Origin of the sequence: Stenotrophomonas maltophilia group sp. RNC7 (genome assembly GCF_030910085.1) — a bacterium.
Lineage (GTDB): Bacteria > Pseudomonadota > Gammaproteobacteria > Xanthomonadales > Xanthomonadaceae > Stenotrophomonas > Stenotrophomonas sepilia.
Window position 1 is genome coordinate 12,471 of record NZ_JAVFVN010000740.1, and the last position, 20,292, is coordinate 32,762.

The window sequence follows — 20,292 nt, forward strand, 5'->3', positions numbered from 1 at the left end:
AGGGCCGGGCAGGGTATCGGGCGGATTATCGCCAAAAGTCGGCGGCGGCAAAGTGAAGTGGGTCGCCCTGCAGGCAAAAAAAAACCTGCCGCAGCGGGCGGCAGGTTCTTTTCGATGCAATGGCGCGGATCAGCGCTTCATCGAACCGAAGAACTCGTCGTTGGACTTGGTGTTCTTCATCTTGTCCAGCAGGAATTCCATCGCGGCCATTTCATCCATCGGATGCAGCAGCTTGCGCAGGATCCAGATCTTCTGCAGCAGTTCCGGTTCGATCAGCAGGTCTTCGCGGCGGGTACCGGAACGGTTGATGTCGATGGCCGGGAACACGCGCTTTTCAGCGATGCGACGGCTCAGGTGCACTTCGCTGTTGCCGGTGCCCTTGAACTCTTCGTAGATCACCTCGTCCATCTTCGAGCCGGTGTCGACCAGCGCGGTGGCGATGATGGTCAGGCTGCCGCCTTCTTCCACGTTGCGCGCGGCACCGAAGAAGCGCTTCGGGCGGTGCAGGGCGTTGGCGTCCACACCACCGGTCAGCACCTTGCCCGAGCTCGGCACCACGTTGTTGTAGGCGCGGGCCAGGCGGGTGATCGAGTCGAGCAGGATCACCACATCCTTCTTGTGCTCGACCAGGCGCTTGGCGCGCTCGATGACCATTTCGGCCACCTGCACGTGGCGCGCGGCCGGCTCGTCGAAGGTCGAGCTGATGACCTCGCCGCGCACGGTGCGCTGCATTTCGGTCACTTCTTCCGGGCGCTCGTCGATCAGCAGCACGATCAGGTGCACGTCCGGATGGTTGGTGGTGATGGCGGTGGCGACCTGCTGCATCATCATCGTCTTGCCGGCCTTGGGCTGCGACACGATGAGCGAGCGCTGGCCCTTGCCCTGCGGCGCCATCAGGTCGAGGATGCGGCCGGTGATGTCTTCCGACGAACCGTTGCCACGCTCCAGGGTGAAGCGGCGGCGCGGGAACAGGGCGGTCAGGTTCTCGAACAGCACCTTGTTCTTCGACGCTTCGATCGGCTCGCCGTTGATGGTGTCGACGATGTTCAGCGCGAAGTAGCGCTCGCCGTCCTTCGGGAAGCGGATGCGGCCGGAGATGTGGTCGCCGGTGCGCAGGTTGAAGCGGCGGATCTGGCTGGGCGAGATGTAGGTGTCGTCCGGGCCGGCCAGGTAGCTGGCTTCGGCCGCGCGCAGGAAACCGAAGCCATCCGGCAGGATTTCCAGCACACCATCGGCGGCGACGCCGTCACCGTGGCGGGTCAGCACCTTCAGCAGGGCGAAGATCACGTCCTGCTTGCGGGCACGGGCCACGCCTTCGGAGATCTGCAGCTGTTCGGCGATTTCCAGCAGCTTCTGTGCCGGCATGCGCTTGAGGTCGCTCAGCGAGTAGACCGGGAAGCCCTCGGGCACGTTGGCGTGCGGGCGCGGCACGAACGGCTGCTGTTCGCCGCCGTCATTGGACATGCCATCGTCGCGGAAGCGGTTGTTGCGGTCACGGTCGCGGCGGTTGCGGAAGCGGTCGCGGCGGTTGCCCTGACCTTGCCCCTGGCCCTGCTGGCCGCTCTGGTTGTACGGGTTCTGGCCCTGGTTCTGGCCCCCCCCCTGGTGATTCTGCTGCCGCGGCTGGCCGGATTCGCGGCCCTCGCCACCCTCGCCACCGCCACTGCTGGCGGGGGCCTCGGCGGCGGGCGCGCTCGGCGCAGGTGCTGCGGCCGGCGCCGGTGCTTCGGGCGCGGCGGCCAGCGGCAGGGTCGGCTGCGCCGGAGCGGCGCTGGTTTCTGCGGCTGCCGGGGCGGCGGCCTTGCTCACGCGGGGCTTGCGCACGCGCTTTTCGGCGGGCGCATCAGCGCTGCCGGTTTCGGAAGTGTTATCGGACAAGAGCGTTATTCCTCGCTTGACGGTGCGAGCGCCCGGCTGGGGCGGCGAACGTTGGGAATGGGTCTGGAAGAAACTGCGTCCAGAGGGTGCGGCACGCGAACGCGGCCGGATATGCCGACACTATCATCGGCCTGCGGCGCCATGCAAGGGTCGCCGGGAACAGCATTCATCATGGGCGTGGTGCGCCCGCCGGCAGCCGCGCTCGGCGGCTGCCGGAGACCGGCAGGATCAGGCCAGGGCCTTGTCCAGCAGGCCGGCCAGCTGGGCCTTGCCCACCGCACCGATCTGCTCGCCGACCTTCTCGCCATCCTTGAACACGACCAGGTACGGAATCGAACGCACGTGGTACTTCGCGGCCAGCGCACGGTTGTGGTCAACGTTGACCTTGGCGATCTTGGCGCGGCCCTGGTAGGCATCGGCCAGCTCGTCCAGCGCCGGGGCGATCATCTTGCAGGGGCCACACCACTCGGCCCAGAAATCGACCAGCACCGGTTCCTTGGAATTCAGCACTGCGCTATCAAAGTCGGCGTCGCCGACATGTACAACCTTGTCGCTCATCTTGGTTTCTCGTCTTGGATTGCACCCGGCCATGCCGGAGGTGGGTGAACTGGGCCTTGCCCGGTGGCGCGACCCTCGTCGTTGCCTCGCGGCGCACTGCCGCGGTGCGTTCGGCGGGATGCCTGGACGCTCACGGCCGGCAGTGTACCCCTATCGCGGGGCAGGGACAGGCGCCGTCTGGAACCCAGCGTATCGTGATCGCTTCGATGGCCGGTATGTGTCGGATTTCACTGTCTTCCTGAAGATGGGGCTGGCAGTGGGCGACACCAGCGCCCCCGTGCAGGCCGTTCAAGTCCTGTGTGGCTGGGTGAAGGTGGCGTCTCTGGATGCCGTGAGACGCGGCATTCCGGTTTGCCTGCCCGAGTGCGGTAAACTGGGACATTGTGCGGCGCACGGACCGAGGGGTCCCGGCCTGCCAACCCGCCGCAGGGGCCGCAGTTTGCGACGGTTCCCCTAGACGCTGAAGTGCCAGCCGCCCCAAGGGCCGGCGGCCATACCAAGACGGACTCATGAGCGACAAACCGCTGACCGATTTGACCTTCTCCTCCTTCGAGCTGCACCCGGCCCTGCAGGCCGGCCTTGAAGGAGCCGGATTCACCCGCTGCACCCCGATCCAGGCGCTGACCCTGCCGGTCGCGCTGCCCGGTGGTGATGTTGCCGGCCAGGCCCAGACCGGTACCGGCAAGACCCTGGCCTTCCTGGTCGCTGTCGTGAACCGCCTGCTGACCCGTCCGGCGCTGGCCGACCGCAAGCCGGAAGACCCCCGCGCCCTGATCCTCGCCCCGACCCGCGAACTGGCCATCCAGATCCACAAGGATGCGGTGAAGTTCGGTTCCGACCTGGGCCTGCGTTTCGCGCTGGTCTACGGTGGCGTGGATTACGACAAGCAGCGCGAGCTGCTGCAGCAGGGCGTGGACGTGATCATCGCCACCCCGGGCCGCCTGATCGACTACGTCAAGCAGCACAAGGTGGTTTCGCTGCATGCCTGCGAGATCTGCGTGCTGGACGAAGCCGACCGCATGTTCGATCTGGGCTTCATCAAGGACATCCGCTTCCTGCTGCGCCGCATGCCGGAACGCACCATCCGCCAGACCCTGCTGTTCAGCGCCACCCTCAGCCATCGCGTGCTGGAGCTGGCCTACGAGCACATGAACGAGCCGCAGAAGCTGGTGGTCGAAGCCGAGACCATCACCGCTGCCCGCGTGCGCCAGCGCATCTACTTCCCGGCCGACGACGAGAAGATCCCGCTGCTGCTGGGCCTGCTGTCGCGCAGCGAAGGCGCGCGGACCATGGTGTTCGTCAACACCAAGGTGTTCGTCGAGCGCGTTGCCCGCTCGCTGGAAAAGGCCGGCTATCGCGTCGGCGTGCTGTCCGGCGACGTGCCGCAGAAGAAGCGCGAGAGCCTGCTCAACCGCTTCCAGAAGGGCCAGCTGGAAATCCTGGTGGCCACCGACGTCGCCGCGCGCGGCCTGCACATCGACGGCATCAAGTACGTCTACAACTACGACCTGCCGTTCGATGCCGAAGACTACGTGCACCGCATCGGCCGTACCGCGCGCCTGGGCGAAGAGGGTGATGCGATCAGCTTCGCCTGCGAACGCTACGCGATGGGCCTGCCGGACATCGAGGCCTACATCGAGCAGAAGATTCCCTCCGAGCCGGTCACCAAGGAACTGCTGACCCCGCTGCCGCGCCCGGAACGCCCGGCCCCGGCTGCAGGCGAGGAAGGCGAGGACAACGAAAGCGTCGGCCAGATCTTCCGTGAAGCGCGCGAAGCCCGCGCCGCCGAGGAAGAGCGTCGGGGCGGTGGCCGCAGTGGCGGTCGTTCCGGCAGTGGTGGTGGTCGTGGTGGCCGTGACGGCGAGCGCAGCGGCGAACGCCGTTCGCGCGGCCCGCGCAAGCCGCGCGTGGAAGGCGAGCAGGCCGCAACTGCCCCGGTGGAAGGTGCTGAAGCCGCTGTCGCCCAGGCTCCGCGCCCGCCGCGCCCGCCGCGTGCCGAAGGTGCGCCGGAAGGTGCGGTGGATGGCGAGCACAAGCCGCGCAAGCGCCGTCGTCGTCGCCACGGCCGTCCGGTCGAGGGTGCCGAGGGCGTGCAGGCCCACGCCGGCAACGGCGCGAGCCCGGTGACCCCGGTGCAGGTGGTGGCCAAGCCGGTGCGTACCGCCGCTGATACCGGTGATTCGTTCCTGACCCGCATCGGCCGCAAGATCCGCCGGATGCTGTCGGGCAGCTGATCCGGTAGCACCCGGCCGTTGGTCGGGTGGCTTTGAAGGGTAGTGCCGGCCGCTGGCCGGCATGCAGCGCAGTCGCCGGCCAGGAAACCCTGTCGCGTCTGACTCTGGCCGCGCCTGCCGGCCTGCAGCCAAGCTGACTCCTCCTGCATCCGGAGGAGTCACGCGATGGCATCCGTACCCTGTTACGACACATTCGATCTGCACTACGCACAGCACGTGGCGGCCTCTGCGTCCCGTCCGCTGGAACGCCGGACGCTGCTGGAGCTGGCCGGTCCATTGCAGGGGCGGGATGTCATCGACCTGGCCTGCGGCTCCGGTGACTTCGGCCGTCACCTTCTGCTTCACGGTGCACGAAGCGCCCTCGGCGTCGATCTGTCCGCAGCGATGATCGAACAGGCGCGCCAGCTTTCGGCGCAGGGTGGTGACGCCATGCAGTTCCTGCACGGCGATGCGACCCGGCTGGACCTGCCAGCCCGTTTTGATATTGCCGTGGCGGTCTGGCTGTTCAACCATGCCGATACGCTGCAGGAACTGGAGCGCATGTACCGGGCAGCAGCGAGCGTGCTCAAACCGGGCGGTCGGCTGCTGGGCATCGTCACCCATCCTGCCTTCCGGCTGGCCAACGGTGACTTTTCGCGTTACGGCGCGCGCATCGTCCGGCAGCAGGCCCGGAATGACCATCACCTGGTAGAGGTGGAGTTCGCCGATGCAGCCGTGGCACGCGTCACCGACCATCAATGGCGTGCGGACCAGCATGAGCAGGCGGCAGCCCGCGCGGGGCTGCCCGGGCTGCAGTGGCGGGTGCCGGCGCCGACAGCGGCGGAGTGCCGGGGCCGGCCTCCCGGCTTCTGGGATGAATACCGGGACAACAACGCGCTGGTGGTACTGCACGCCCGCAGGGAGGGGTAGCGCCAGCGCAGGTCGGGCGGACGTAGCGGCGGATCGAAGATTCCGCCGGGCATGGCCCGGCGCTACCGATCCGTCGCGCCGGTCCTGCATAATCGGGGCATGAGTGTCCTGCGCTTCGACAATGTCAGCAAACAGTACGCCGGTGGCCACGAGGCACTGACCGATGTCAGCTTCGAGGTCGCGCCGGGCGAGATGCTGTTCGTCACCGGCCATTCCGGTGCGGGTAAAAGTACGCTGCTCAAGTTGATCCACCTCGACGAGCGGCCAAGCCGCGGCGCGGTGGTGTTCGACGAGCGCAACCTGCTGAAGGTGCGCGGCGGCGATGTGCCGCGCCATCGGCGCGCAGTGGGGGCGGTCTACCAGGACCACCGCCTGCTGATGGACCGCTCGATTGCCGAGAACGTGGCGCTGCCGCTGATCCTGCGTGGTACCCGCCGTGGCGACATCAACAAGCGCGTGCGTTCAGTGCTCGAACGCATGGGCCTGGGCCATCGTGAGAAGGCACTGCCCTCGCAGTTGTCGGCCGGCGAGCAGCAGCGCGTCGGCATCGCCCGCGCCATCGTCGGCGAGCCCAAGCTGCTGGTGGCCGATGAGCCGACCGGCAACCTCGACCCGACCCTGGCAGCGGAGATCATGGCCCTGTTCGCCGAGCTGCCCTCGCGCGGCACCAGCGTGCTGGTGGTCAGCCACGACCTGCCGCTGCTGCGCCGCATGCGCAAGCGCGTATTGATCCTCGACCACGGCCGGCTGGTGGATGACATCTCGCCGCAGGACCTGGCGGAGTAACCGATGGCGAAGAACGAAAACAGCGAAGCCGCCGCCCCGTCGCGCGTGGGCGTCTGGTTCCAGCACCACGTGCACAGCGTGGTGTTCAGCCTGGGCCGCGCCTGCCGCAAGCCGTGGGCGACCCTGCTGACCGTGATGGTCATGGCGCTGGCGCTGGCGTTGCCGCTGGGGCTGTCGATCGCGCTGGACAACCTCAAGCAGTTCGCCGGCAGCGTGCAGCAGTCGCGCGACATCAACGTGTTCCTGAAGGGCAACGTCGATGGTCCCGGTGCGCTTCGCCTGGCCGGCCAGCTGCGCGACCGCGATGACGTGGCCGAGGTGAATGTGCGCACACCCGAGCAGGGCCTGCAGGAACTGCGCGATGCCGGCCTCGGTGAGGCGATCGATGCGCTCAACGACAATCCGTTGCCCTCGCTGCTGGTGATCACCCCGGGCCAGGGCAAGGATGACGCACGCCTGGCACGCGCGCTGGAAAGCCTGCCCGAGGCCGATCTGGTGCAGCACGATGCGCTGTGGCGCCAGCGCCTGGACGCCTGGCTGGCGTTCGGTGCACGCCTGGTGCAGGTGCTGTCGGTGCTGCTCGGCGTGGCTGCCGCGCTGGTGGTCGGCAACACCGTGCGCCTTGATATCCAGGCCCGTCGCGAAGAGATCGGCGTGCTGCAGCTGCTCGGCGCGAGCGATGGCTTCATCCGCCGCCCGTTCCTGTACCTGGGCGCGTGGTACGGGCTGGGCGCCGGCGCGGTAGCGCTGGCCCTGATCGGCGCCGCCGGTGCCGCCCTGCGCGTGCCGCTGGCCGAACTCTCGCGCAGCTACGGCAGCCCGTTCGTGCTGCATGGCCTGGACCTGCTGCACGGCGGCCTGGTCCTGGTCGGCACGCTGCTGCTGGGCTGGCTGGGCGCCTGGCTGGTGACCGGCCACTTCCTCCGCCAGACCCGTCCGACCGACACCTGAGACCGGCATGCAACCGCAAGCGCTGAAGCACCTTGAAGGGCCCGCGACGCGGGTGATGGTGGTCGATGGTTCGAAGCTGGTCCGCAAGCTGATCGCCGATGTCCTGCAGCGTGACCTGCCGGGCGTGGAGGTGATCGGCTGCGACAGCATCGAGGATGCGCAGCAGGCGCTGGCGCAGGGCCCGGTGGACTTGGTGACGACCTCGCTGACCCTGCGCGATGGCGACGGCCTGGCGCTGGCGCGGATGGTGCGCGAAGCCGCCGGCCAGGCCTATGTGCCGGTGATCGTTGTGTCCGGCGATGCCCAGCAGCACCTGGAGCAGCGTCGCTTCACCGAGTACGTCACCGACTATTTCGACAAGGCGCTGGGCCATGAGGCACTGGCGACCTTCATCCGTGGCTATGTGCAGCCGCAGACCATCCCCGGTGCCACCATCCTCTACATCGAGGACAGCCGGGTGGTGGCCGAGGCCACCAAGCGCATGCTTGAGCGGCAGCAGTTGAACGTACTGCACGTGGTCAGCGCCGAAGAGGCATTCACCCTGCTCACTGCCGAGTCGCTGGGCCGCAGCCGCCACCGCATCGACCTGGTGCTGACCGATGTCACCCTGAAGGGTGAACTGAGCGGGCGCGACGTGGTGCAGCGCGTGCGCGTGGACTTCGGTTACGGCAAGCGCCGCCTGCCGGTGCTGGTGATGACCGGTGACGGCAACCCGCACAACCAGACCGGGCTGCTGCAGTCCGGTGCCAACGACCTGGTGCTCAAGCCGATCGAAGAGCGGCTGCTGGTCACCAAGGTGCTGTTCCAGCTGCGCCTGGCCCGATTGAACGATGGACCCCTGATCCGATGATGGATGAAGTAGCCGACACCCCGACGATCCAGCTGGAACCGAGCTGGAAGCAGCATGTCGGCGATTACCTGCTGCAGCCGCAGATGCGCGAGCTGTCCAGCTTCCTGCGCCAGCGCAAGGCCAGTGGCGCGGCGGTGTTCCCGCCCGGCCCGCAGATCTTCGCCGCGTTCGACGCCACGCCGTTCGAGCAGGTGAAGGTGGTGATCCTCGGGCAGGACCCGTACCACGGCCGCGGCCAGGCGCATGGCCTGAGTTTCTCGGTGCCGCCGGGCGTGCCGGTGCCGCCGTCGCTGCTGAACATCTACAAGGAGATCGAGAGCGATCTCGGCATCCCGCGCCCGGACCACGGCTGCCTGATTCCGTGGGCGCAACGTGGGGTGCTGCTGCTCAATGCCGTGCTGACGGTGGAAGAGGGCAAGGCTGGTGCCCACCAGGGACGTGGCTGGGAGGGCTTCACCGATCACGTGGTGGACGTGCTCAACCGCGAACGCGAAGGCCTGGTGTTCATGCTGTGGGGCGCCTATGCGCAGCAGAAGGGCAAGGTCATCGACACCCGACGCCATCGCGTGCTGAAGTCGCCGCACCCGTCGCCGCTGTCGGCCCATCGTGGCTTCCTCGGCTGCCGGCATTTCTCGATGGCCAACGAGTACCTGCAGCGTCGCGCCCAGGCCCCGATCGACTGGTCGCTGCCGCCGCGTTCGGCGCTTTGAGCACCGGCGGGCTGCCGGGCCTGAACACCGGGCAACGTCTTCGGCGCTGAATGGGCCTTCAGAACGGCCCGTTCAGCTCCGCTTGACTGAAATCGGCCGGTTTCCGCCGGGTAATTGCTTGAATTCCAAGGGATTGTGAATCCCGAAAAGCGTGCTCGCCACTGTCATCAAATCGCGCTACGGTAGGGCTCTGTTTGGGACCAGTGTTGCATCAATAGGATGCTGGAACTTTTTCCTCCTTTAGCAGTCCAAATCCCGGACTGCTAAGATGGGTGCCTATGAGCCAGAACACCTCTACTGCCCTTGTGGCAAACAATCTCCCGATTCCCAGTGCGCTCGGTTCGCTGGACGCCTATATCGGTGCCGTGCACCAGATCCCGGTGCTGTCGGTCGATGACGAACAGGACCTGGCCCGTCGCTTCCGCGACGGCAACGATCTGGACGCCGCCCGCGAGCTGGTGCATTCGCACCTGCGCTTCGTGGTGCACGTGGCCCGCGGCTACAACGGCTACGGCCTCGCGCTGGGCGACCTGATCCAGGAAGGCAATATCGGCCTGATGAAGGCGGTCAAGCGCTTCGACCCGGACATGGGCGTGCGCCTGGTCTCCTTCGCCGTGCACTGGATCCGTGCCGAAATGCACGAGTTCATCCTGAAGAACTGGCGCATCGTGAAGGTCGCCACCACCAAGGCGCAGCGCAAGCTGTTCTTCAACCTGCGCAAGTCGAAGACGCGCCTGGGCTGGATGAACGCGGCGGAAGTGAGCGCGGTGGCCAAGGACCTGAACGTGTCCGAGCGCGAGGTCATGGAAATGGAGTCGCGCCTGTCCGGTCGCGATATCGGTTTCGATGCGCCGACCGACGAGGACAACGAGCACGCTCCGCCGTCGCCGGCTGCGTTCCTGGTCGCCGATGACGAAGACCCGTCGATGGCCTACGAGCGCGAGGACAGCGAAGACAACCAGATGCAGCTGCTGCGCGAAGGCCTGGCCGAACTGGATGCGCGTTCGCGCGACATCATCCGTCGTCGCTGGCTGGATGCCGACAGCAAGGTGACGCTGCAGGAGCTGGCCGACGAGTATGGCGTGTCCGCCGAGCGCATCCGCCAGGTCGAGGCGAACGCGCTGAAGAAGATGAAGGCGCTGTTCACCGCGTAAGGCGGGATGGCGTTGAAGCAATGAAAAGGCCCGGCACTGCCGGGCCTTTTTCGTTTGTGGGGCTTAGCCACGCATGGCGTGGCTCTACTCTGACGCCAGAGCGGTGATTGTGCCGACCGGGCCATGTGCTGGATGCTGATGTTCACGCCGTACCACGCAGTGGCACGGTATGATCATGCCACGCGTCTTCCGCACACGAAGTTTCAATCGCAGTATGCGTAGGACCACCCTGTCCGACGCTGCGCTTTACCGGTCGGTACGTGAAATGGAAGCGGGTCTGGTGGATGCTGATCTTGGCGGCGGAATCTTCAAGAAGCGCGTTCCGTTGCCGGGGCGAGGAAAGCGTGGGAGCGTTCGAATCATCGTCGCCACACAGCGAGGCGGGCATTGGTTCTTCCTTTTCGGCTACGAGAAGAATGAACGTGCTGCGATCACGAATGCGGAACGGGATGCGCTGCAGTTGTACGCATCGGAGTTCCTGAGAATGAGTACGGCGCAGCTGAATCGCGCCGTGGAGTACGGGGATCTACAGGAGATCGGCCATGACGAAGACCCCTGAGCGACGGCGCGCGAAAAGTGCGCTTCTTGAAGCGGTGCATGATGCTGCTGTGAGTCTGCACGCGCATGGCTTCATCGATAAACGTCGGTTGAGCAGCTACGAAGCACTTTGCCTTGAGCCGGTCCCTGAGTACAGCAGTGCCCAGATCCGTGCCCTGCGTACGTCACTGCAGCTCAGTCAGCCGGTCTTTGCGGGGGTTCTCAATACCAGCGTTTCCACCGTACGCAGCTGGGAGCAGGGCGAAAAGAAACCCAGCGGACCGTCACTGAAGTTGCTTAACCTGATTGATCGGAAGGGTCTCGAAGCAGTCCTGTAGAGCAAAGGCCCGGCAATGCCGGGCCTTTGCTTTACCGTGGTATTCAATCCGCGCCATGCATGGGAGCGGGGGAGCCTCACCCCTCGCGTGCGATCGCGCGCCAACCAATGTCGTTGCGGTGGAATTCGTTGGCCCAGGTCACCTTGGCCACGCCGGCATAGGCGTTGGCCTGCGCGTCGCGCACGCTGTCACCCAGCGCCGCCACGCACAGCACGCGGCCGCCGGCGCTGACCACCTGGCCCTGCGCGTCCAATGCAGTCCCCGCATGGAACACCTTGGCACTGGCCGGCACGTCGTCCAGGCCGGAAATCACGTCACCGGTGATCGGCGCTTCCGGGTAGGGCTTCGCGGCCAGCACCACGCCCAGCGACGGGCGTGCGTCCCACTGCGCCTGCACCTGCTCCAGGCGGCCATCGATGGCGGCTTCCACCAGCTCGACCAGATCCGACTGCAGGCGCAACATCACCGGCTGGGTTTCCGGGTCGCCGAAGCGCACGTTGAATTCGATCACCTTCGGCGCGCCGCTGGCGTCGATCATCAGGCCCGCGTAGAGGAAACCGGTGAACGGGATGCCGTCGGCGATCATGCCCTGCACGGTCGGGTTCACCACTTCGCGCATCACGCGTGCATGCACCTCCGGCGTCACTACCGGCGCCGGCGAGTACGCGCCCATGCCACCCGTGTTGGGGCCGGTGTCGCCGTCGCCGACGCGCTTGTGGTCCTGCGAGGTGGCCATCGGCAGCGCATGCACGCCGTCCACCATCGAAATGAAGCTGGCTTCCTCGCCATCGAGGAATTCCTCGATCACCACGCGGGCGCCGGCATCGCCGAACGCGTTGCCGGAGAGCATGTCACGCACCGCGTCTTCGGCCTCGGCCAACGTCATTGCGACGATCACGCCCTTGCCGGCGGCCAGGCCATCGGCCTTGACCACGATCGGTGCGCCCTTCTCGCGGATGTAGGCCAGGGCAGCGTCCACGTCGGTGTGCACGGCATAGAACGCGGTGGGGATGTTGTGGCGGGCCAGGAAATCCTTGGCGTAGGCCTTGCTGCCTTCCAGCTGCGCGGCGGCGGCGGTCGGCCCGAAGATGCGCAGGCCGGCGGCGCGGAAGCGGTCGACCACGCCGGCCACCAGCGGTACTTCCGGGCCGACCACGGTCAACGCCACGCCTTCGGCCTGGGCCAGCGCCAGCAGGCCGTCGATATCGGTCACCTTCACCGCCACGTTGCGGCACTTGTCTTCGCTGGCGGTACCGGCGTTGCCGGGCGCCACGATCACGTCGGTGACACGGGAGGACTGGGCCAGCTTCCATGCCAGGGCGTGTTCGCGGCCGCCGGAGCCGATGACGAGGATCTTCATGGGACAGGGTTCTCGGATACGGAAAAGAAAAGCCGGGCAGGGCCCGGCTTGGTGATGCGGATCAGTGGCGGAAGTGGCGCACGCCGGTGAACACCATGGCCAGGCCATGTTCGTCGGCGGCGGCGATCACTTCGGCATCGCGCATCGAACCGCCCGGCTGGATGACCGCCTTGATGCCGGCGGCAGCGGCGGCATCGATGCCGTCGCGGAACGGGAAGAACGCATCGGAGGCCATCACCGAACCCTCGACCACCAGGTTCGCGTCGGCGGCCTTGATGCCGGCGATGCGGGCCGAGTACACGCGGCTCATCTGGCCGGCGCCGACACCGATGGTGCGGTTGTCCTTGGCATAGACGATCGCGTTGGACTTCACGAACTTGGCCACCTTCCAGGCAAACAGCAGGTCGCTGAACTGCTTGTCGGTCGGCGCCAGCTTGCTGACCACCTTCAGCTCGTCGCGGGTCATGCCGCGGTTGTCCGACGACTGCAGCAGCAGGCCCGAGCCGACGCGCTTGCTGTCGAAGTTGTTCAGGCCGTCGCCATGCGGGATGCGCAGCACGCGTACGTTGGCCTTCTTCTGCGCGTACTCCAGCGCGGCCGGCTCGTAGTCCGGGGCAATCAGCACTTCCACGAACTGGCGGTCCAGGATCACCTTGGCGGTGGCGGCGTCCAGCGGCGTGTTGAAGGCGATGATGCCGCCGAAGGCGCTGGTCGGGTCGGTGGCGTAGGCCAGCTCGTAGGCGTCGCCGTTGCCGGCACCGACGGCCACGCCGCACGGGTTGGCGTGCTTGACGATGACGCAGGCCGGCGCATCGAACTGGCGCACGCATTCCCACGCCGCATCGGCATCGGCCAGGTTGTTGTAGCTCAGCTCCTTGCCCTGCAGCTGCTGGAAGGTGGCCAGCGTGCCCGGGACCGGGTACAGGTCGCGGTAGAACGCGCCGCTCTGGTGCGGGTTCTCGCCGTAGCGCAGGTCCATCACCTTCACGAAGGTGGAGTTCATCTGCGCCGGGTATTCGGCACGGGCCGGCACGGCGGCGTCGGTGGCGGTGACCGCCGACAGGTAGTTGCTGATCGCCGCATCGTACTGGGCGACGCGGTTGAACGCGGCCACCGAGAACGCGAAGCGGGTGGCAGCCGTCAGCTGGCCGTTGTTGGCCTCCAGCGAGGCCAGCAGCTCGGGGTACTGCGACGGGTCGGTGGCCACTGCCACGCGGGCGAAGTTCTTGGCCGCCGAACGCAGCATGGCCGGGCCGCCGATGTCGATGTTCTCGACCGCGTCGGCCAGGGTGCAGTCGGCCTTGGCGGTGACCGATTCGAACGGGTACAGGTTCAGCACCAGCAGGTCGATGGCGCCGATGCCGTGCTCGGCCATCACCGCGTCATCCAGGCCGGAGCGGCCCAGCAGGCCGCCGTGCACCATCGGGTGCAGGGTCTTGACCCGGCCGTCCATCATTTCCGGGAAACCGGTGACCTCGGCCACGTCCTTCACGGCCAGGCCCGCCTCGCGGATCGCCTTGGCGGTGCCGCCGGTGGACAGCAGCTCCACGCCGCGTGCCGCCAGCGCGGTGGCCAGCTCGACCAGACCGGTCTTGTCGGAAACGGAGAGGAGGGCCCGGCGGACGGGCAACAGATCAGCAGTCATGGGACGGAATCGGCAGCGGAGCGGGGCCGATATTGTAGGCGGTGGGGGCCGGTGGCGGGCGCTGGTGGTGGTAATCAACCCGCACCGATGGCCTGTGGCCGCCTTCAGCACCGTCTGGCCGGGGGGGCCGCAATCAATTCGATGGGGCGCGCGGCCCCAATCGGGTAGGCTGTGCGGGAACTGCCAAGGATCAGCGGGTTCGGATCGTGTCGATCTATGCATTGAAAGGACGTTTTCAGGACCTCCTGCGTCCGGCCGTACGCGGCCTGTACCGCATGGGGATCACCGCCAATGCGGTGACCGTGGCCGCTGCCGTGGTCTCGCTGCTGGTGGCCGGCGCCGTCTGGTGCTGCGCACCGGCCCAGCCATGGCTGTACCTGCTGCTGCCGCTGTGGATGCTGCTGCGCATGGCGCTCAACGCCGTGGACGGCATGCTGGCCCGCGAATTCGGCCAGCAGTCGCGGCTGGGTGCCTATCTGAACGAATTGTGCGATGTGATCGCCGATGCGGCGCTGTACCTGAGCCTGCTCAGCGTGCCGGGCGTGCGCCCGGAGCCGCTGTGGCTGCTGGCCTGGACCGCGGCGCTGAGCGAATACGCCGGCGTGCTGGGGCTGATGGTCGGCGCCAGCCGCCGCTATGACGGCCCGATGGGCAAGAGCGACCGCGCCTTCGTGATCGGTGCGCTGGGCCTGCTGCTGGCGTTTGAGTGGGTTGGCGCGTTGACGGTCACGGGCGTGGCCGCGGCCATGGCGGTGCTGTGCGTGCTGACGATGATCAACCGGGTCCGTCGCGGACTGCGGGAAACCGCAGTTTCGCCAAATTAATCAAGCAGATAGAAAAAGACAATCAGGAGATTGCATGCGTCAGGCGCAGGAACGGGAATTCCACAGCTTCGACCAGGTACCGCTGTTCTACCGGTACTGGGCCGGCACCACCGCCACCCCGGCCACCCGGGCCATCGTGCTGCTGCACCGCGGGCACGAGCACTCCGGGCGTGTTACCCATCTGGTCGATGAGCTGGACCTGCCTGACACCGCCTTCTTCGCCTGGGATGCGCGCGGCAATGGCCGTTCGCCGGGCGCGCGTGGCGATGCACCGGGCTTTCCGGCGCTGGTGCGCGATCTGGACAGCTTCATCGCCCACATCGGCGCCGAGCATGGGATCGCGGTGGAAGACATCGTGGTGATCGCGCAGAGCGTGGGTGCCGTGGTCGCCGCCACCTGGGTGCACGACTACGCGCCACGTCTGCGCGCGCTGGTGATGGCCTCGCCGGCGTTCAAGGTGAAGCTGTACGTGCCGTTCGCACGCCCGGGCCTGGCCTTGATGCAGAAGCTGCGCGGCAACTTCTTCGTCAACAGTTACGTCAAGCCGCAATGGCTGACCCACGATCCGGCGCGGGTGGAAAGCTACCGCACCGATCCGCTGATCACCCGGCCAATCTCGGTGCGGGTGCTGCTGGGCCTGTACGAGGCGGCCGATCGCATCGTCGCCGATGCGCAGGCGATCAGCGTGCCGGTGCAGCTGCTGGTGTCCGGCTCGGACTTCGTCGTGCACCGTGGCCCGCAGGACCGCTTCTACGAGCGCCTGTCCAGCCCGATCAAGGAGCGCGTGCATCTGCCGGGCTTCTTCCACGACACGCTGGGCGAGCGTGATCGGGCACCGGCACTGGCGCGCATCCGCAGCTTCATCCAGGCGCGATTCGCCGAGCCGTTGCGCGAGTTGTCGCGCCGCGATGCGCACCGCCATGGGCCGACATTTGAAGAGTCTGAAATCCTGGCCTGGCCGCCCGAGCGCAACAGCCTGGCCGATCTTCGCTGGCGCGTGGTGCGCGGTGGCCTGCGCTTTGGCGGCAGACTGTCCGAAGGCATTGCACTGGGCCTGCAGACCGGTTTCGATTCGGGCAGCACGCTGGACTACATCTATCGCGACGAAGCACGTGGCAAAGGCCCGTTGGGTCGCCTGGTCGACCGCAACTACCTGGATGCGATCGGCTGGCGCGGCATCCGCATTCGCGGTCGGCACCTGCAGGAACTGCTGCGCGATGCCGCCCAGCGCCTGCGTGGGCAGGGCATGCCGGTGCGCGTGCTGGACGTGGCCGCTGGCCATGGCCGTTATGTACTGGAAGCGCTGGGCCAGGGCGAGCAACGCGCCGAGCGCATCGTGCTGCGCGACTTCAGCGGTCTGAACGTGACCCAGGGCCAGGCGTTGATCGAGCGCCTCGGTGCGTCCGACATCGCCCGTTTCGAGCAGGGCGATGCGTTCGATCCGGTGCAGCTGGCGCAGGTCGACCCGGCGCCGACACTGGCGGTGGTATCGGGGCTGTACGAACTGTTCCCCGACAACGACGCCGTGCTGCGCTCGCTGCAGGGCATCGCCGCAACGGTGCCGGTGGGTGGCTACCTGGCCTACACCGGCCAGCCCTGGCACCCGCAGCTGGAGTTCATCGCCCGCGCGCTGACCAGTCATCGTGGTGGCGCTGCGTGGGTGATGCGCCGCCGCACCCAGCAGGAAATGGATGAACTGGTGCGCCTGGCCGGGTTCGAGAAAGTGGCGCAGCGCATCGATGACTTCGGCATCTTCACTGTGTCGCTGGCACGCCGGACCGCGTGATGGCGACGCTGGCTGCAACTCCGCTTGCCACGGCGGGGCGCCCCTGGCGGCGCGCGCTGCTGTGGCTGGCCCTGCTGGGCCCGTTCTTCTTTGCCAGCTACGGCTTCGCCAACTGGATGGCCGGCCGCCACGCCGAACTGCCGGTGATGGCGTTCGGCTGGGAAACGCAGATTCCGTTCGTGCCATGGACGATCGTGCCGTACTGGTCGATCGACCTGTTCTACGCAATCTCGTTCTTCCTGTGCCGGCAGCGCCTCGAACTGGACCGGCACGCATTGCGGCTGTTCAGTGCACAGCTGATCGCGGTGACCTGTTTCCTGCTGTGGCCGCTGCGCTTCAGTTTCGAGCGGCCGGAGATCGGCGGCGTGTTCGGCTGGCTGTTCGATGTGCTGCTGGGTTTCGACAAGCCGTTCAACCAGGCGCCATCGCTGCACATCGTGCTGCTGATCGTGCTGTGGGTGAAGTTCGCGCAGTACCTGCACGGTGCCTGGCGCTGGGTCCTGCATGTGTGGGCGCTGCTGATCGGTGTCTCGGTGCTGACCACGTTCCAGCATCATTTCATCGACATCCCGACCGGCCTGCTGGCCGGCTGGCTGTGCGTGTGGTTGTGGCCGGAGCAGGGCACGCCACCGCTGCGGGCCTGGCGCATCGCGCGGCATGCCAAGCGGTGGCGATTGGCTGCGCTGTACCTGCTGGGGGCCGCTGTGCTGCTGGTGCCGGCGGTCCTGCTGCGGGGTACGGCGTTGTGGTTGCTGTGGCCGGTGGTGTCGCTGCTGCTGGTGGCGCTGGCCTATGCCGGTCTGGGTACGGCGGTGTTCCAGAAGCGCGCCGATGGTCGCTTGAGCATGGCGGCACGCTGGCTCCTGGCACCGTACCTGGGCGCCGCCTGGATCAACTCGCGGCTGTGGACACGGCATGCGCCGCAGCCGGTGCCGGTGCTGGACGGCGTGTGGCTGGGCCGGATTCCCTGCACGGTATTGCCGGCACCTTTGGTGGGCGTGGTCGATGCCTGCGCCGAGCTGTCCTGCCGCGCGCCGGGCGCGGCGTATGCCAGCGTGCCGATGCTGGATCTGGTGGTGCCCACGCCGCACCAGTTGCGCGAGGCGGCCGAGGCCATCGAACGGCTGCGGGTACAGGGGCCGCTGCTGGTGTGCTGCGCATTGGGTTACTCACGCAGTGCCGCCAGCGTGGCGACGTGGCTGCTGCGCACGGGCCGTGCCGCGGAAGTCGAGGCGGCGGTCGCCATCGTGCGTGCGGCACGCCCCGGCATCGTGCTGGGCCCGGAGCATCTGCAAGCCATCACCGCAGCGGCTGGAGGACGCGCATGAGTGCCGTTCCCGATCTGGCGACCATGCAGCTGCTGCTGCGCCAGGGACGCTGGCCCGCGCTGCTGTCACTGGGGCTGCTGCTGGTGGCGCTGCTGCTGCTGGGCATCGAACCGGGGCTGGCGATGATCGCCGCCGGGCTGTTGCTGCTCAGTGTGGGCGCTGGGCTCATGCAGGCCTACCATGCATGGCGGGTCGGGCTGGACGCGAGCCTGCTGCAGCTGTTGCGCGATGAAGGCCTGGACGGCGAAGCCGCTGCACGCCGTACCGACCAGCTGCTGCAGGACAGTGGCCTGCGCCGCACACCGGCCGATGCGCCGCTGCGCGGCTGGGACGTGCGTTGGGCCGGCATGCGCCGGCTGCTGCTGCGCCAGTACCTGCTGACAGCAGTGCAGGCCGCACTACTGGTGCTGGCCGTAGTGTGGCCGCAGACGTGAACGGGAGGGGCCGATGTTCGCCGAACTGATTGCACGCGCCTGCAGTGGCGCGATCCACGTGGTGACCGGCGCCCGTGCGCTGTGGATCGGCTGTGCGCCGTCCAGCGAGCGCCGCGTGTACTACGGCAACCACGCCAGCCATGGTGACTTCGTGCTGATCTGGTCGTCGATGCCGCCCGCGCTGCGGCGACAGGTACGCCCGGTGGCCGCCGCCGAATACTGGCAGCGCGACGGCCTGCGCCGCTACCTGATCGATGCGGTGTTGAACGGTGTACTGGTAGAGCGTGAGGCCGGGCATCGCCAGCAGGACCCGTTGCAGGTGCTGCGCGATGCGGTGGACGAAGAGTGCTCGCTGATCCTGTTCCCGGAAGGCACGCGCAATGTGGGCGATGAGCCGCTGCTGCCGTTCAAGAGCGGCATCTACCACCTGGCGCGGCAACGGCCGGAGCTGGAGTTCGTGCCGGTGTGGATCGACAACCTGAAGCGGGTGATGCCGAAGGGCCGGTTCCTGCCGCTGCCGCTGCTGTGCACGGCTACGTTCGGCACGCCGCTGCGGCTGCAGGCCGACGAGGACAAGGCCGCATTCCTGGCCCGCAGCCGGCAGGCGCTGCTGGACCTGGCGCCGAATGGAGGGCGCGCATGAGCTATCTGATGGACGTGTCCGGTGACCTGGCCGCGCGCAGCGTGGGCCAGCAGACCGACCTGCTGTTTGCCGGCGTCGGCGCGGTGCTGGTGCTGGCCACGCTGGTGGCCGAGACCCTGCGCTGGCGGCAGCGTGGGCAGCCCAGTGCGGTGATCGCCAACCTGGTGTCGCGCATCCGCGCCTGGTGGGTGATGGCGATCGTGGTCGGGCTGGCGCTGTTCTTCGGTCGCGCCGGGGTGATCGTACTGTTTGCGATCATCTCGCTGTTCGCGCTGCGCGAGTTCATCACTCTGGCACCGACCCGCTCGGGTGACTACTACGCGCTGCTGGCCGCGTTCTACATCGTGCTGCCGTGGCAGTACTACCTGGTGTGGATCGACTGGTACGGCATGTACACGCTGCTGATCCCGGTCTATGCGTTCCTGTTCCTGCCGATCCTGTCCACCATCGGTGGTGACACCACGCACTACCTGGAGCGGACGGCGAAGGTGCAGTGGGGGCTGATGATCTGCGTGTTCTGCATCTCGCATGTGCCGCTGCTGCTCAACCTGCATGTGCCCGGGCATGACCCGGCGCGCAACGTGCTGCTGTTTGCCTTCCTGGTGATCGTGGTGCAGTCCTCGGATGTGCTGCAGTACATCTGGGGCAAGCTGCTGGGCCGGCACCTGATCGCCCCGAAGCTGTCGCCGTCGAAGACGGTGGAGGGCTTCGTGGGCGGCGTGCTGAGTGCCAGCGCGCTGGGAGCGGCGCTGTGGTGGATCACCCCGTTCACGCCGCTGCAGGCGTTCGGCCTGTCGCTGCTGATCAACCTGATGGGGTTCTGGGGCGGCCTGGTGATGTCGGCGATCAAGCGCGACCGTGGCATCAAGGACTGGGGCCACATGATCGAGGGCCATGGCGGCATGCTCGACCGGCTGGATTCGGTGTGCTTCGCCGCGCCCGTGTTCTTCCATGTGGTGAGGTACTACTGGAAGGCGGGCGGAGGCGGCTGATTCTGCCGGGCTTCGATCCACGCATGGCGTGGATCTACCGGTCCTGCCATCGTTCATGGGGTTGCCGGCCAGCGGCCGGCACTACCCACGCGCGCTTACGCGCTGATGCCGTATTCCTTCAGCTTCTTGCGCAGGGTGGCGCGGTGGATGCCCAGCATCGCTGCGGCGCGGCTCTGGTTGCCTTCGCAGTGGTTGAGCACTTCCACGAACAGCGGGATTTCCATCTCACGCAGCACGATCTCGTAGACATCGTCCGCGTCGCAGCCATCAAGGTCACGCAGGTAGCGGCGCACGGACTGGGCGACGTGTTCACGCAGCGGTGGCCGGGGAGCGCCACGACTGTTGTCAGGACGAGAGAGGACAGCGTTCAAGGGG

General features: G+C 67.2%; 20 protein-coding genes. 15 read left to right on the plus strand and 5 right to left on the minus strand.

What is annotated here, in order from left to right:
• Window positions 1-129: 129 nt before the first annotated feature.
• The gene (rho, locus tag RCF13_RS16430) at window positions 130-1,878 is read right to left on the minus strand and encodes a transcription termination factor Rho (RefSeq protein WP_180868798.1); all 1,749 of its coding nucleotides are present in this window, start codon (window positions 1,876-1,878) and stop codon (window positions 130-132) included.
• A 228-nt stretch (window positions 1,879-2,106) separates the two neighbouring features.
• Window positions 2,107-2,436 (minus strand): thioredoxin, encoded by a 330-nt coding sequence (gene trxA / locus RCF13_RS16435; RefSeq protein ID WP_005411275.1) that lies wholly within the window; start codon window positions 2,434-2,436, stop codon window positions 2,107-2,109.
• 509 nt (window positions 2,437-2,945) lie between these two features.
• On the opposite strand from trxA, the gene rhlB reads away from it, so the two are divergent.
• The 9 genes from rhlB to RCF13_RS16480 all read left to right on the plus strand — a co-directional run bounded on the left by rhlB (window position 2,946) and on the right by RCF13_RS16480 (window position 10,905).
• Complete coding sequence (rhlB, locus tag RCF13_RS16440) at window positions 2,946-4,670, plus strand: ATP-dependent RNA helicase RhlB (protein ID WP_231352352.1); 1,725 nt, start codon at window positions 2,946-2,948, stop codon at window positions 4,668-4,670.
• Window positions 4,671-4,835: 165 nt separating this feature from the next.
• Window positions 4,836-5,579, plus strand: coding sequence for a class I SAM-dependent methyltransferase (locus RCF13_RS16445; RefSeq protein WP_231352351.1), 744 nt, complete (start codon window positions 4,836-4,838; stop codon window positions 5,577-5,579).
• 99 nt (window positions 5,580-5,678) lie between these two features.
• Window positions 5,679-6,365, plus strand: a complete 687-nt coding sequence (gene ftsE, locus RCF13_RS16450; protein ID WP_005419728.1) for a cell division ATP-binding protein FtsE — start codon at window positions 5,679-5,681, stop codon at window positions 6,363-6,365.
• 3 nt (window positions 6,366-6,368) lie between these two features.
• Window positions 6,369-7,316 (plus strand): permease-like cell division protein FtsX, encoded by a 948-nt coding sequence (gene ftsX, locus RCF13_RS16455; RefSeq protein WP_231352350.1) that lies wholly within the window; start codon window positions 6,369-6,371, stop codon window positions 7,314-7,316.
• 7 nt (window positions 7,317-7,323) lie between these two features.
• Complete coding sequence (locus RCF13_RS16460; protein WP_005411271.1) at window positions 7,324-8,166, plus strand: response regulator; 843 nt, start codon at window positions 7,324-7,326, stop codon at window positions 8,164-8,166.
• Entirely contained in the window at window positions 8,163-8,876 is a 714-nt protein-coding gene (gene ung, locus RCF13_RS16465; protein WP_134968889.1) for a uracil-DNA glycosylase, read from the plus strand. The genes RCF13_RS16460 and ung overlap by 4 nt, the downstream gene beginning before the upstream one ends.
• Before the next feature lie 278 nt (window positions 8,877-9,154).
• Window positions 9,155-10,030, plus strand: a complete 876-nt coding sequence (gene rpoH / locus RCF13_RS16470) for an RNA polymerase sigma factor RpoH (protein ID WP_005411269.1) — start codon at window positions 9,155-9,157, stop codon at window positions 10,028-10,030.
• 175 nt (window positions 10,031-10,205) lie between these two features.
• Window positions 10,206-10,589, plus strand: a complete 384-nt coding sequence (locus RCF13_RS16475) for a type II toxin-antitoxin system RelE/ParE family toxin (protein WP_043397589.1) — start codon at window positions 10,206-10,208, stop codon at window positions 10,587-10,589.
• Window positions 10,573-10,905, plus strand: coding sequence for a DNA-binding transcriptional regulator (locus RCF13_RS16480; RefSeq protein WP_019338970.1), 333 nt, complete (start codon window positions 10,573-10,575; stop codon window positions 10,903-10,905). Before RCF13_RS16475 ends, RCF13_RS16480 begins: the two co-directional genes overlap by 17 nt.
• 76 nt (window positions 10,906-10,981) lie before the next feature.
• Here RCF13_RS16480 and purD read toward each other — a convergent pair whose 3' ends face one another.
• Window positions 10,982-12,265, minus strand: a complete 1,284-nt coding sequence (gene purD / locus RCF13_RS16485) for a phosphoribosylamine--glycine ligase (RefSeq protein ID WP_134968890.1) — start codon at window positions 12,263-12,265, stop codon at window positions 10,982-10,984.
• A 61-nt stretch (window positions 12,266-12,326) separates the two neighbouring features.
• A complete protein-coding gene (gene purH, locus RCF13_RS16490; RefSeq protein ID WP_134968891.1) occupies window positions 12,327-13,910 on the minus strand; it encodes a bifunctional phosphoribosylaminoimidazolecarboxamide formyltransferase/IMP cyclohydrolase in 1,584 nt (527 codons plus the stop codon).
• 206 nt (window positions 13,911-14,116) lie between these two features.
• Between purH and RCF13_RS16495 the strand changes: the two genes are divergently transcribed.
• The 6 genes from RCF13_RS16495 to RCF13_RS16520 are packed head-to-tail and all read left to right on the plus strand — an operon-like array spanning window position 14,117 to window position 19,917.
• The gene (locus tag RCF13_RS16495; protein WP_065178833.1) at window positions 14,117-14,734 is read left to right on the plus strand and encodes a CDP-alcohol phosphatidyltransferase family protein; all 618 of its coding nucleotides are present in this window, start codon (window positions 14,117-14,119) and stop codon (window positions 14,732-14,734) included.
• A gap of 34 nt (window positions 14,735-14,768) precedes the next feature.
• A complete protein-coding gene (locus RCF13_RS16500; RefSeq protein WP_134968892.1) occupies window positions 14,769-16,520 on the plus strand; it encodes a bifunctional alpha/beta hydrolase/class I SAM-dependent methyltransferase in 1,752 nt (583 codons plus the stop codon).
• The gene (locus tag RCF13_RS16505; protein ID WP_134968893.1) at window positions 16,520-17,848 is read left to right on the plus strand and encodes a phosphatase PAP2/dual specificity phosphatase family protein; all 1,329 of its coding nucleotides are present in this window, start codon (window positions 16,520-16,522) and stop codon (window positions 17,846-17,848) included. Before RCF13_RS16500 ends, RCF13_RS16505 begins: the two co-directional genes overlap by 1 nt.
• Complete coding sequence (locus RCF13_RS16510) at window positions 17,845-18,282, plus strand: hypothetical protein (protein ID WP_095378195.1); 438 nt, start codon at window positions 17,845-17,847, stop codon at window positions 18,280-18,282. The genes RCF13_RS16505 and RCF13_RS16510 overlap by 4 nt, the downstream gene beginning before the upstream one ends.
• Window positions 18,283-18,295: 13 nt before the next feature.
• Window positions 18,296-18,925 carry a lysophospholipid acyltransferase family protein gene (locus RCF13_RS16515; protein ID WP_134968894.1) on the plus strand — a complete coding sequence of 210 codons (630 nt, stop codon included), beginning with the start codon at window positions 18,296-18,298 and terminating at the stop codon, window positions 18,923-18,925.
• Window positions 18,922-19,917, plus strand: coding sequence for a phosphatidate cytidylyltransferase (locus tag RCF13_RS16520; protein ID WP_308141350.1), 996 nt, complete (start codon window positions 18,922-18,924; stop codon window positions 19,915-19,917). Before RCF13_RS16515 ends, RCF13_RS16520 begins: the two co-directional genes overlap by 4 nt.
• 95 nt (window positions 19,918-20,012) lie before the next feature.
• Here the strand turns inward: RCF13_RS16520 and fis are convergent, their stop codons facing one another.
• A complete protein-coding gene (gene fis, locus RCF13_RS16525) occupies window positions 20,013-20,288 on the minus strand; it encodes a DNA-binding transcriptional regulator Fis (protein WP_005419706.1) in 276 nt (91 codons plus the stop codon).
• Between the last annotated feature and the right edge of the window lie 4 nt (window positions 20,289-20,292).